Origin of the sequence: Nocardia sp. CA-135398 (genome assembly GCF_050955845.1) — a bacterium.
In the GTDB taxonomy this organism is placed as follows: Bacteria; Actinomycetota; Actinomycetes; order Mycobacteriales; family Mycobacteriaceae; genus Nocardia.
This window is the reverse complement of the sequence record NZ_CP192084.1, coordinates 820,501-833,217: the sequence shown is the minus strand read 5'-3', so window position 1 is coordinate 833,217 and position 12,717 is coordinate 820,501. Positions and strand designations below refer to the sequence as shown.

The 12,717-nt window shown below is 64.9% G+C and carries 11 protein-coding genes; 3 read left to right on the top strand and 8 right to left on the bottom strand.

The window, feature by feature from the left end:
* The first annotated feature begins 19 nt into the window (after positions 1-19).
* Positions 20-1,426, top strand: a complete 1,407-nt coding sequence (gene ramB, locus ACQP1T_RS03850; RefSeq protein WP_433758577.1) for an acetate metabolism transcriptional regulator RamB — start codon at positions 20-22, stop codon at positions 1,424-1,426.
* A 189-nt stretch (positions 1,427-1,615) separates the two neighbouring features.
* On the opposite strand, the gene ACQP1T_RS03845 is transcribed toward ramB, so the two are convergent.
* Complete coding sequence (locus tag ACQP1T_RS03845; RefSeq protein ID WP_433758576.1) at positions 1,616-2,848, bottom strand: MFS transporter; 1,233 nt, start codon at positions 2,846-2,848, stop codon at positions 1,616-1,618.
* 75 nt (positions 2,849-2,923) lie between these two features.
* Here ACQP1T_RS03845 and ACQP1T_RS03840 point away from each other — a divergent pair, with 75 nt between their 5' ends.
* Positions 2,924-3,769: a TetR/AcrR family transcriptional regulator gene (locus ACQP1T_RS03840; protein ID WP_433758575.1), complete on the top strand. Its 846-nt coding sequence runs from the start codon at positions 2,924-2,926 to the stop codon at positions 3,767-3,769.
* Between the two features lie 68 nt (positions 3,770-3,837).
* Here ACQP1T_RS03840 and ACQP1T_RS03835 read toward each other — a convergent pair whose 3' ends face one another.
* From ACQP1T_RS03835 to urtA, 6 genes are all read right to left on the bottom strand, one after another.
* Positions 3,838-4,542, bottom strand: a complete 705-nt coding sequence (locus ACQP1T_RS03835; RefSeq protein ID WP_433758574.1) for a GntR family transcriptional regulator — start codon at positions 4,540-4,542, stop codon at positions 3,838-3,840.
* Positions 4,543-4,552: 10 nt separating this feature from the next.
* The gene (gene urtE / locus ACQP1T_RS03830) at positions 4,553-5,245 is read right to left on the bottom strand and encodes an urea ABC transporter ATP-binding subunit UrtE (RefSeq protein WP_433758573.1); all 693 of its coding nucleotides are present in this window, start codon (positions 5,243-5,245) and stop codon (positions 4,553-4,555) included.
* Positions 5,238-6,080, bottom strand: a complete 843-nt coding sequence (gene urtD / locus ACQP1T_RS03825) for an urea ABC transporter ATP-binding protein UrtD (RefSeq protein WP_433758572.1) — start codon at positions 6,078-6,080, stop codon at positions 5,238-5,240. Before urtD ends, urtE begins: the two co-directional genes overlap by 8 nt.
* A complete protein-coding gene (urtC, locus tag ACQP1T_RS03820; protein WP_433758571.1) occupies positions 6,077-7,225 on the bottom strand; it encodes an urea ABC transporter permease subunit UrtC in 1,149 nt (382 codons plus the stop codon). Before urtC ends, urtD begins: the two co-directional genes overlap by 4 nt.
* Positions 7,222-8,106, bottom strand: coding sequence for an urea ABC transporter permease subunit UrtB (urtB, locus tag ACQP1T_RS03815; RefSeq protein WP_433758570.1), 885 nt, complete (start codon positions 8,104-8,106; stop codon positions 7,222-7,224). The genes urtC and urtB overlap by 4 nt, the downstream gene beginning before the upstream one ends.
* A 69-nt stretch (positions 8,107-8,175) precedes the next feature.
* Positions 8,176-9,456 (bottom strand): urea ABC transporter substrate-binding protein, encoded by a 1,281-nt coding sequence (gene urtA, locus ACQP1T_RS03810; RefSeq protein WP_433758569.1) that lies wholly within the window; start codon positions 9,454-9,456, stop codon positions 8,176-8,178.
* Between the two features lie 391 nt (positions 9,457-9,847).
* Between urtA and ACQP1T_RS03805 the strand changes: the two genes are divergently transcribed.
* The gene (locus ACQP1T_RS03805; protein ID WP_433758568.1) at positions 9,848-11,677 is read left to right on the top strand and encodes an acyl-CoA dehydrogenase; all 1,830 of its coding nucleotides are present in this window, start codon (positions 9,848-9,850) and stop codon (positions 11,675-11,677) included.
* A gap of 1 nt (position 11,678) precedes the next feature.
* On the opposite strand, the gene ACQP1T_RS03800 is transcribed toward ACQP1T_RS03805, so the two are convergent.
* Positions 11,679-12,563, bottom strand: coding sequence for a nuclease-related domain-containing protein (locus tag ACQP1T_RS03800; protein WP_433758567.1), 885 nt, complete (start codon positions 12,561-12,563; stop codon positions 11,679-11,681).
* Positions 12,564-12,717: the final 154 nt, after the last annotated feature.

The following is a 12,717-nucleotide window of genomic DNA, read 5'->3' as shown; positions in this document are numbered from 1 at the left end:
CCACCCATAAACTGGACATATGGCCAAGACTTACGTCGGGGCGCGGCTTCGTCAGCTGCGGACCGAACGAGGGCTGAGCCAGGTCTCACTCGCCCAGAAGCTGGAGATCTCGGCGAGTTACCTCAACCAGATCGAACACGATGTGCGCCCGCTCACCGTACCGGTACTGCTGCGCATCAGCGAAGTGTTCGGCGTCGATGCGACCTTCTTCTCCTCCCAGGACGACACCCGGCTCATCGCCGAACTCCAAGAGGTCGTGATGGACCAGGAGCTCGGCATAGAGGCCGATACCCAGGAGATCGCGGATATGGTCTCCGCGCATCCGAGCATGGCGCGCGCACTGGTCAATATGCACAACCGGTACCGCAATACCTCCGCGCAGCTGGCCGCCGCCACCGAGGACCGCTTCGCCGACGGCTCCGGCAGCGCGACGATCAGCAAACCGCACGAGGAAGTGCGCGACTTCTTCTATCAGCGGCAGAACTACATCCACGAATTGGATACCGCCGCAGAGGAACTCACCGCCCGCATCCGCTTCCACGGTGGCGATGTGAACAGCGAGATCGCCCGTCTGCTGCGTGCGCACGATGTGAGCATTGTCGAGCGCATCGATCTCGGCGAGGGCGTATTGCACCGCTACGATCCGCAGACCCAGCGGCTCGAGATCGCGCCGCATCTGTCCGGCGGCCAGCGCACCTTCAAACTCGCCGCAGAACTCGCCTACTTCGAATGCGGCGATCTGCTCGAAAAGCTGGTCGAGGAAGGCAATTTCGCCGCCGAGGACACCCGCAAGCTGGCCATGCTCGGCCTGGCGAACTACTTCGCCGCGGCAACCGTATTGCCCTACACGCACTTTCACGAGGTCGCCGAGGATTTCCGCTACGACATCGAGCGACTGTCGGCCTTCTTCACCCAGAGTTACGAGACGATCTGCCATCGCCTCTCGACTCTGCAGCGGCCCAAGCTGCGCGGCGTTCCGTTCTCCTTCGTGCGCGTCGACCGCGCGGGCAATATGTCGAAACGCCAGTCCGCCACCGGTTTCCACTTCTCCTCGAGCGGCGGCACCTGTCCGCTGTGGAATGTCTACGAGACCTTCGCCTATCCGGGCAAGATCATGACACAGATCGCCCAGATGCCCGACGGCCGCAAATACCTCTGGGTCGCGCGTACCGTCGAACGTCGCGCGACCCGATATGGCCAGGCCAGCAAGACCTTTGCGATCGGTCTCGGATGCGAACTGCGGCACGCCGCTCGCGTCGTCTACGCCGACGGCATCGATCTCGACGAGGCGAAGGCCACGCCGATCGGTGCGGGCTGCCGGGTCTGCGAACGCGCCAATTGCCCACAGCGCGCATTCCCGCCGCTGGGCAAGGTGCTCGATATCAGCGAGCATCGAAGCTCGGTTTCGCCGTACGTCCTCAAGTGACGCGGTGCCGCCGACGCCGCCCGGGAACGCTCGCAGTCCAGCGGAGGCGTCGGGCGATTGTCGGGTATGCATACGCAGACACCGGGGACGTACGTCCGTCGCGCGTCGTTCGCGAGCTCTGTGCGGCCGCTTGCACCGGAATGCGCCAGGCCGACATCGGCGACTCCGATGTCGGCCTGGCGCTTTCGGTTAAGCCGGTAGCGCCGAGCGCTGGATCCGCACCCCGAGCAGGGTCAGGCCGAGCGCCGCGACCAGGAGGATGGCCAGCGTCCAAGCCAGCACCGAAAAGCCGTGCGGCGCAGCGGCCGCGGCCACCAGTGGTCCGGCGGTGGCGCCGACATAGAAGCTGAACATGGCGACCGAGGACGCGGCGGCGCGAGCCTCACCACCCAACTCCCCCGCGGTTTGCAGGACCGCGGGCGCGATGACGCCTAGCCCACCGACCAGCACGGCGAGCAGGATGGTCAGCATCGCGAGGTGGGTGCCCTCGAAGGTGGCGATCACCATGGCGGTCGCGGCGACCAGTACGCCCAGCACCATCTGGCCCGGCTTGGTCAGGCGGGAAAGCGGGATGGCCAGCAGCGGCAGTGCGAACATGACCGGCAGCGCGCCCGCGCGCAGCGCAAGCAGTTCACCGGAACCCTTGACCAGACCGGTGATTTCGATGCCGGTGTACACCCCGACCATGACCACCATGGCCAGCGCGCCCGCGGCCAGCATCGGCAGCAGCGCCTTGATGCGCAGCACCGCGGGAATCGCGGCGTAGCTGTGCACGAGCGGCTTGTCGCGACCGGTGGGCGCGTCGTCGAGCATCACCGCACGCAGCACGAATGCGAGCGCCACGAAGACGACGGCCGAGCCGATGAACATGGTGCGCCACGGGAACGCGGCGACCACGGCCTGCGAGGCGATCTGCGCCAGCACGGTCGCGGCCAGGAAGGAGGTGGCCACCGACATGGTGACCACCGCCCGATGCGCCGGCGCGATGCGGGTGGCGATATAGGCCATGATCGCGGGCGGTATCGAACCGACGACCAGACCTTGCGCGACGCGCAGGCCGACCGCGATCGGCGCACTGAGCGATAGGCCGGTCAACAGTGTGACCACCGCGGCGACGATCATGCCGGTGACCAGTACCCGGCGGTGGCCGTAGCGATCCGACAGCGGGCCGAACAGCACGAAGCCGCCCGCATAGCCGAAGGCGAAGGCGCTGATGATCCAGGTCATGACGCCCGCGCCCACGTGCCAATCGGCTTTCATGGCGGTGAACAGCGGAATCGGGATGTACATCTGACCGGTGGCCAGCAGGGCGGACAGGACGAAAACAGGAAGGGTACGCCCGGTGTGCGCGCGTGGTGAGGCGCTGCGAGTGCGCGCCAGAGCCGGGATACCGCCCGGAAGCTGAAGAGTCGGCGTTGCCATGTGGACGAAGTTAGGCCCGTTGCACCCCAGCTGTCAACCAAATAGTTGGTTTAATGAGATGGTAAAGTCGCGGTCATGACGGTCACGATGAAACGCAGTGACGCGACCAAGCAGGCCCTGCTGCGCGCCGCGCGCGACGAATTCGCCGAATACGGCCTGGCGGGCGCGCGGGTGGACCGGATCGCGGAGGCGGCCGGGGTGAACAAGGAGCGCATCTACGGCCTGTTCGGCAGCAAGGACAAGCTCTTCGACGTCATCTTGATCGACACCATGCGCGAATTCATGGATGTGGTCCAACCCCTGGCCGAGAACGACCCCGGCGAGTACGTGGGCAAGCTGTTCGACTACCACCGCGAAAATCCGCAATTGCTACGGCTTTTGCTCTGGGAAGGGCTGCACCGTGGCACCGACGCACACGATATCGATGGCTGGCGCGCCCAGCACTACCTGCGGAAATTCGATAGCGCCAAGGAGCAGTTCGATGTCGACGCCAGCCACGCGGGCCGACTGCTGCTCGCCCTGTGCGGCCTGTCCAACTGGAGCCTCGCGGTCCCGCAGACCACCCGCCTACTGCTCGGCGCGGATGCCGAGAACCAGGGTGCGACCCGGGAATTCATGATGGAGTTCGCCAGGGCCGCGCTGCGAGCGGACAAATCGATACCGCACCGCGAGCCGGTCAACAAGTTGACCACCGAACCGGCCAGCGGGGTTGACAGCGCTGCCACGAACGGCCCGATCGATCCCGTCGACCGCGCCGCCCAACGCGTACGCGAGGCCCAAGCCGCCGCCGATGCGGCCCGCGACGAACTCGCCGCCGCGCTGCGCGACGCGCACGCCGAAGGCACCAGCGCCAATCAACTCGCCCGCCAGGTTTCGGGCACCCTGTCCCGGCCGGTCGTTCTGAAGCTCCTCACTGATTGACTGCCTTTTCGCCGCCCATGGCATCGACGTTGCTCGGGTTCCGCGTAACGCGACCGCTGGCCGAAGCGTCAATCCCGCACGGCGCGTGAGAGTTTGGTGAACTCGATCGCCTGCTGGGCACGCGCGAGCACGTGCTTTCGCGAGCTACCGATGTGTGCGGTGAGCGTGCGCAGCGCGGCATCCGGAGCACCGGCGAGCAGGTGTTCGGCGATCGCGATGTGCTCGGCGGTCATAGTGGCGATCCGCTCCGGCGTCGGCAGGTCCAGGGTGCGGACCGGGCGGACCCGGACGTACACACCGGTGAGTGCGTCCGCCAGCGCCGTATTGCCCGCCGCCGCGAGCAGAGTCGTGTGGAACTGCTCGTCCGCGGCGACCAGTGCGGGTCCCGGCTCGGGTGGATCGTCGCGGAATCCGCGCCAGATATCGAGTTCCGCACGCACCAGCGCCGAATCGTGTGCCGGTGCGGGTTCACCGACGATACCGATGCCACGCTGAATTCCCCTGGTCTCCAATACAATTCGCAACTCGAACAGATTGTCCAGCTCCTCCAATCGCGGTCGATACGGATACAGCCCATCGGCGTGCCGCTCCACCAGTCCGTCGGCCTGCAGCCGTGCGAGCGCCTCCCGCACGGGGGTGCGCGAAACCCCGTAGATCTCGGCAAGGCGTTCCTCGCCGAGCCGTTCGGTGGGCACGATCGCCCCCGTGGCCAAGTCCCGCCGGAGCGATTCGTAGACCCGCTCGCTGAGCGGAACCCGACCCCTGCGCGTCATGGCGGCCAGCTCAGATCGCCATCGCCGAGCGGACCGAGGTCTCCGCGCCCGCTCCGCCGTCACCGGTGGACGTGACGCGGCCGGACTGCAGGACGTAATAGCGTTGCGCCGCTTGCAGTGCGAACCCGATGTGCTGTTCCACCAGCAGCACGCTGAGTCCGCCGCGCCCGGTCAAATCGATGATGGTGCGCTCGATTTCGGCCACCACGGACGGCTGGATGCCCTCGGTCGGCTCATCGAGAATCAGCAGCTTCGGCTCGGTGATCAGCGCCCTGGCGATGGCCAATTGCTGACGCTGGCCGCCGGACAGCAGGCCCGCCTTGCGATTCAACAGTTCGCGCAGCGCCGGAAACAGGTCGAGCGATTCGTCGATCAAGGCCTTACCGCGTTTGCGGCCGTCGGCGACGACCTGCAGATTCTCGGCCGTGCTCAGCTGCGGGAAACTCTGCTGTCCCTGCGGCACATACGCGATACCGCGTTTGACCCGACGCGACGGCGACATCTTGGTGATCGACTCACCGTTGAAGTTGATCTGTCCGGATTTGGTGCCGATCAGCCCGACGGCCGTACGCAGCAGCGTGGTTTTGCCCGCGCCGTTGTGCCCCATGATCGCCACCACGCTTTCGTCCGGAACGGTGATCGAGACGCCGTGGATCACCTCGGTCCGGCCGTAGCCCGAATGGATGTCGATGAGCTCAAGCATCGGCGGACTCCTTTGCGGTCAGCTCCCGCGCGGTCTGCGCGTCTTCGAGTTCGGTGCCGATGGCCGCGGCGGTGCCGAGGTAGACCTCCTGCACCTTCGGATCGGCCTGTACCTGTGCGACGGTGCCCTCACTGAGTACCTTGCCCGCGGCCAGCACGGTGACCGAGGTCGCGAAGGACCGCATGAAGTCCATATCGTGCTCGACCACAACGACAATGCGTTCACCGCCGATGCGCCGCAACAGATTTCCGGTTTCCTCGCGCTCCTCGGCGCTCATGCCCGCGACGGGTTCGTCGAGCAGCAGCACCGAGGCGTTCTGCACCAGCAGCATGCCGATCTCCAGCCACTGCTTCTGCCCGTGTGCCAGCACACCGGCGGGCTTATCGCGCAGCTCGCCGAGACCGGTGATCTCCAGCGCCTCTTCGATACTCGGCAAAACCGATTTGCGGCGGCGCAGGAGAGTCAGAGCAGAGCGACCCGCGCCCGCCGCGATATCGAGATTCTGCAGCACAGTGAGTTGCTCGAAAACGCTTGCCGTCTGGAAGGTTCGGCCGATGCCGAGCCTGGCGATCTGATGCACCTTCTTGCCGAGCAATTCGACGCCGGACTTCTGCGCCGATCCGGTGGCGGGCACCAGACCGGTGATCGCATCGATGAGGGTGGTCTTACCCGCGCCGTTGGGACCGATCAGGAACCGCAGATCACCTTGTAGCACAGTGAGATCCACATCTGAGACGGCCTTGAATCCGTCGAAACTCACCGAGAGACCGCGGATTTCGAGGTATTCGCTCGACATGCCCGCATTGCCGCCCGGCTTCGGGTCGTGTGCGTTCATCGGGATTCCACCTTCTCCTCGATCACGACTTCGGGCAGTGGTTCGTCGGCCACCATCGGCGCATGCGCGGTGGTCTTGCGAAACCTGCTGTCCAGCAACCCCTTCAACATCGGCCACACCCCGGCGAGACCCGCCGGAATGAATCCGACGACCACGATGAACAGCACACCCTGCAAATAGGTCCAGCTGGACGGGAACTCCTCCGAGAGCGCCGTCTGCGCCCAGGCCACGCCGATCGCGCCGAGCACCGGCCCGAGCAGCGTGGTCCGTCCGCCGATCGCGACACCGATTATGAATGCGATGGACGGTACGACACCGATATCGGCGGGCGAGATGATGCCGACGATCGGGGTGAACAGCGCACCCGCGATACCCGCGAAGAATGCCGCCGCGACATAGGCCACGATCTTGATATTGGCCGGATCGTAGCCGAGGAAGCGCACCCGCTCCTCCTGATCGCGCACGGCGACGAGCAATTCGCCGTAGCGGCTGTGCATGAGCTGGCGCACCGCGGCGACCACCAGGAGCAAGGTGCCCGCCGCGATGAAGAACAGCATCTGCCGGTTGACCGGATCCGAGAGCTTGAAGCCGAAGAACGCACGGAAGTCCGACAATCCGGTGAATCCGCCGATCTTCTGCTGTCCGGTCAACAGAATCGCTAGCGCCGCGGCCAAGGCCTGGCTCAGGATCGCGAAATACGTGCCCTTGACCCGGCGCTTGAATACGCCGTAACCGAGTGCCGCCGCGATCAGCGCGGGCAGCACCAGAATGCCGATCAGGGCGACCGGAGCGGACGCGAAAGGACGCCAGAACGAGGGCAATTCGCGAATTCCGGCGATCTCCATGAACTCCGGAACCTCATTGTGCAGCCTGGCCGCATCGGCCATCTGCAGATGCATCGCCATGATGTATGCGCCGAGGCCGAAGAACACTCCCTGTCCGAGCGTGAGCATTCCGCCACGGCCCCAAGCCAATCCGATTCCTGCCGCCACGATCGCGAAGCACAGGAATTTGGCGAGCAGATTGAGCCGGAAATCGCTGAGCACGGCGGGCGCGACCGCGAACAGTAGGATCGCGGCGACGACGAAGCCGCCCCACGCGGTCACGGAAGGATATGCGCGCCAACGTTGTCCGAGTGTGGTCATGCCAGACTCCTCGTCCGAACGGTGAATAGGCCCTGCGGACGAACCTGCAGGAAAATGACGATGATGACGAAGACGATCACCTTCGCGATCGAGGCCGTCGTGGAGTACTCGATATACGAATTCAGCAGGCCCAGTGCGAAGGCCGCGATCACGGTGCCCTTGATCTGCCCGAGTCCGCCGATCACGACGACCAGGAAGGCATCGATCAAATAGCTCTGCCCGATGGTCGGGCTGGTCGAACCGATCAGGGTCAGCGCGACACCCGCGACCCCGGCCAGGCCGGAGCCGATGAAGAAGGTGCTGATATCGGTGACACGGCTGGAGACACCGCTGGTCTCGGCCAGACCGCGGTTCTGCACGACCGCGCGGATGCGCCGACCGAGCGGGGTCGTTCTGAGCACGGTGGCCAGCGTGGTCACGGCGACGACCGCGAGCACCAGGATGAAGATGCGGGTCTTCGGCACCACCGCACCGAGAATGGTGACACCGCCGCTGAGCCAATCGGGGGCGAGCACGTTCTTGGCGGGCGCGCCGAAGATGTCACGCGCGGCCTGTTGCAGCACGAGTCCCACGCCGAAGGTGACGAGCAGGGTGTCCAGCGGCCGGTCGTACATCCACCGAATCAGACCCATTTCCAGGGCCGCCCCGAGCAGACCGCCGACCAGGAAGCCGATCAGCAATGAAACGACCAGCGATACCCCGGCCGACGAGATGACCTTCTGCACAACATAAGTCGTGTAGCAACCGGCCATGATGAATTCGCCGTGCGCCATGTTGATCACGCCCATCTGACCGAAGGTCAGCGAAAGGCCCAGCGCCGCGAGCAGAAGAATGGATCCCAGACTCAGCCCGGTGAAGAGCTGGCCGATCAGCACGTCCATATTCGGATTCCTAACGGGTCGGCCGAATGCGGGCTCCCCCTCACAGAGCCCGCATTCGGCGCCGGTCGACTACTTGAGGCCCTTGGCCCAGTCGTAGGACGTCAGGTACGGGTCCGGCGTCACGGGCTTGCCCGAGTCCCACACCGTGTAGATCAGTCCGTCCGGGCGGATTTCGCCGATGCGGGCGGTCTTGGTGATGTGGTGGTTGGCTCCGTTGACGGTGACCGGGCCCTCCGGGGCCTCGAAGGTCACGCCGTCGGCCGCGGCCTGAATATCGGCCACCTTGAACGACTTCGCCTTTTCCACGGTGTTCTTCCAGAGGAAGACCGAGGCGTAGGCGGCCTCCATCGGGTCCGAGGTCGGCTTGTCGGCACCGAATGCGGCCTTGTAGTCCGCGACGAACTTCTTGTTCACCGGGGTGTCGACCGTCTGGTAGTAGTTCCACGCGGTCAGCTGTCCGGCGATATTCTGCGCGCCGATACCGGCGACCTCTTCCTCGGCGATCGATACCGAAACCACCGGCATATCAGCGGCTTTCAGACCAGCGTTGGTGTATTCGCGGAAGAAGGCCACATTCGAATCGCCGTTCAGGGTGTTGAATACCGCGCCCGCCTTGGCATTGCGGACCTTGTTCACGATGGTGGAGAAATCGGTGGAGCCGAGCGGGGTGTAGTCCTCACCCTTGATTTCGATGCCGTTCGCCGCCGCGTAGGCCTTGATCTCCCGGTTGGCCGTCTGCGGGAAGACGTAGTCCGAGCCGACCAGGTAAAGGGACTTGATGCCCTTCTGCTTCAGATAATCCAGCGCGGGCAGGATCTGCTGGTTGGTGGTCGCGCCGGTGTAGAAGATGTTCTTGCTGTCCTCCAAGCCCTCGTACTGGACGGGGTAGTACAGCAGCGAATTCAGGCTTTCGAACTTCGGCTTCATGGCCTTGCGGCTCGATGAGGTCCAACCGCCGAATACCGCTGCGACACAGTCGGAGCTGATCAGCTTCTCGGCCTTCTCCGCGAACGTCTTCGGATCCGAGGCGCCGTCCTCCAGCACCAGGTCGAGTTTCTTGCCGAGTACGCCGCCTGCGGCATTGATCTGGTCGACGGCCAGCTTGGTCGAGTTGGCGACGGTGACTTCGGAGATCGCCATGGTGCCCGACAGCGAGTGCAGCGAGCCGATCTTGATCGAGTCCTTCGAGGTGTCGACGCAGGACGAGGCGTTGGAGCCGCTGGACGAGGCGTCATCCTTGGCGCCACAGCCGGTCAGCAACAGACCGGCTAGTGCGACGGCCGTCGGCGCGACCAGCGCCTTGCTGACGCGGCGCGAACGCGATCGACGGATATCACGGGATTCTGGCATGGAGCGCCACCCTTCTCACTTCATCAGGTGTTCGGCGGCGCTGCGTGCGCCGCGTCGAAATACACCCGCCTTTGCCCCGGTCACGCCGCCGTAGCGACTGCTTGCAGGTCGCTCGAGAGGACCTGTAGACCGGGTTGTATACAGCGGCTGTATTCGTGCTGGGAACGTTAGACAGAAGTTGTTGCGCCGGAATATCTCTCGGTGACGAGTCCGTTGCACACGTTTCCGTCGTGTGAACGTTCGCAGAAATCGCTCGGCAAACCGCTGTGAGGACCCCCACTTGCCTACGGTTGCGTAGCAAGACAGCGGTACGGCAGGCTCTTTTTGTACAACGTCAAAACGCCGATTCCGCGGCTGCCCGGTCGTGGAGGCGTGAGTCCGAGGAGGACCGGTGGGTCACTACAAGGCGAACGTTCGGGATATCGAGTTCAATCTGTTCGAGGTATTAGAACTGGACAAACTCCTTGATACGGGTGCCTACGGCGATCTCGATTCGGAAACCGTGCGGGAGATCCTGGCCGAGGTGAAGCGGCTGGCCGAGGGACCGGTGGCGGAATCGTTCGCCGCGGCCGACCGTGATCCGGTCGTCTACGATCCGGCCACCTTCTCGATTTCGGTGCCCGAACCGCTGCGCAAGACCGTGCAGGCGGTGCACGAGGCCGACTGGAGTCGACTCGGCATGCCGGAGGGGATGGGCGGCACGCCCGCGCCCGCCGCGGTGGTCTGGTCGGTCAACGAGATGCTCACCAGTGCGAACCCGGCGGCGAGCTTCTTCAATATGGGGCCGGTGATGTCCTCGGTGCTGTTCAATGTCGGCACCGAAGAGCAGAAGCAGTGGGCCACAAAGGGTTACGACCGCGGCTGGGCGGGCACCATGGTGCTGACCGAGCCGGATGCCGGTTCCGACGTCGGCGCGGGACGCACCAAGGCCATCAAGCAGGAGGACGGCTCCTGGCACATCGAGGGCGTCAAGCGTTTCATCTCCGGCGGTGATGTCGGTGAGACCGCCGAGAATGTCTTCCACCTGGTGCTGGCTCGGCCGGAGGGCGCCGGTCCGGGCACCAAGGGCCTCTCGCTGTTCTACGTGCCGAAATTCCTGTTCGACCACGAGACGCTGGAGCTGGGCGACCGCAATGGCGTCTATGTGACCGGCGTCGAGCACAAGATGGGGCTGAAGTCCTCGCCCACCTGTGAGCTGACCTTCGGCGCGACCGATGTGCCCGCCAAGGGCTGGCTGGTCGGCGAGGTGCACAACGGCATCGCGCAGATGTTCCAGGTGATCGAGAACGCCCGCATGGTGGTCGGCATCAAGTCCACCGGCACCCTGTCGACCGGTTACCTCAATGCGCTCGACTACGCCAAACAGCGCGTCCAGGGTGCGGACCTGACGCAGATGACGAATAAGGCCGCTCCGCGCGTCACCACTACCCACCACCCGGATGTGCGGCGTTCGCTGGCGATGCAGAAGGCCTACGCCGAAGGTCTGCGCGCGGTATACCTCTACACCGCGGCCCATCAGAATGCCGATGTTGCGCAACTGGTTTCGGGTGCCGATGCCGAATTGGCGCACCGGGTCGACGATCTGCTGCTGCCGATCGTCAAGGGCGTCGGTTCCGAGCGGGCCTACCAGTATCTGACCGAATCGCTGCAGACACTGGGCGGTTCGGGCTATCTGCAGGACTACCCGATCGAGCAGTACATCCGCGATGCGAAGATCGACTCGCTCTACGAGGGCACCACCGCGATCCAGGCGCAGGACTTCTTCTTCCGCAAGATCATTCGGGATAAGGGTGTGGCGCTCGCGCACGTCAACGGACAGATCGCGGCTTTCCTGGAGGCGAAGACCGGTCGCTTCGAGACCGAGCGGGCGCTGCTGGCCACCGCGGCCGAGGATGTGCAGGCGATGGCTGCGACGCTGACCGGCTATCTGATGGCGTCCCAACAGGATCCGAAGGAGCTGTACAAGGTCGGACTCGGTTCGGTGCGCTTCCTGCTCGCGGTCGGCGATCTGCTCATCGCCTGGCGACTGCTGGTGCAGGCCGAGATCGCGGCCGCCGCGCTGGCCGCCGAAGCACCGGAGAAGGATCGGGCGTTCTATTCCGGAAAGGTCGCCGTCGCAAGCTTCTTCGCGAAGAACGCACTGCCGGAATTGACCGCGGCGAAGAACATTATCGCCGCGATCGATAACGACATCATGGAGCTGGACGAAGCCGCGTTCTGAATCAGCAGTTGGTCTGCAGGGGCCAGCACTCGGTCGGATGGTACGGCGGCGGCGAGGGCGTCACGCTCGTCGTCGAGGTATTCGGTTCGCGGGCCGGATCGGCCGAATCGTGCGCGAGCGAACTCGCGATCACGATGAGGACCACCACCATTCCGACCAGGGCGGCCGCGAAGACCACCCACCCCGCCGCCGTCTGCCGCCTACTCGGCGGCAGCGGCGCGGGAATGACATGCTGGCGCATCTCCCGCGCCGAGGGCGACGGTGCTTTCGGCTGCACCTCGTCGAAACCGTCGGCGAGTAATTCGGCGCGGGAAGGCTTTTCGGTGGCGCCGAGCGCATCGCAGGCGGCGACGACCCGATCCGCGGTCCAGCTGCGCGGTCCGGCGGAGAAACCCTCGAGGTAGATGCGGAGTTCGGTCGCGTCACGGGCATTCGACACGAGGATATCCATGCCGGGACGCAGGTTGGTCCGGGCAGGCCGCACCGCGACGCCGCGGAACGGCACGAGCACGACGGCGCCGCAGATGTGGCCGGGATCGATCAGCGCGCGCTCCAGCCGGGTCTTCACCGCATACACACTGTGTTCCAGCTGATCGACCGGATTGCCGGAGATCTCCTCGTCCAGGTCGGCGGGCTCCGCGCTGATCGTCCATCGACCGTCGCCGGGAATGTTCAGAATCCCGCTCTGGCGGCGCCGGAAACCCTTGATATCGGTCACGGTAATGCCGCGCGGGGTCAGGATGACCGCATCGACCCGACGAGATCCGTGCTCGCCGACCTCCAAGCCGATCAATGCGACGGCGGTCGTCGGATACAACCGCAGGCATTCCACGAACTCCTGTTCGGCCCCGGACAGATTCGTTCCGGTCTTGATCTTCACCAGCATCGCGTATTTCCTACCCTCATCCGGTTCACCCCAGCGCCCCACATCCACCGCGCCGGTACTGATGATGACCCGCCGTCGCGACGAAGACCACCGGAAAGCACAACTCGGTGGCATCGACCCGCCGATCGTGGACCTACCCACTAGTACGCTCGGA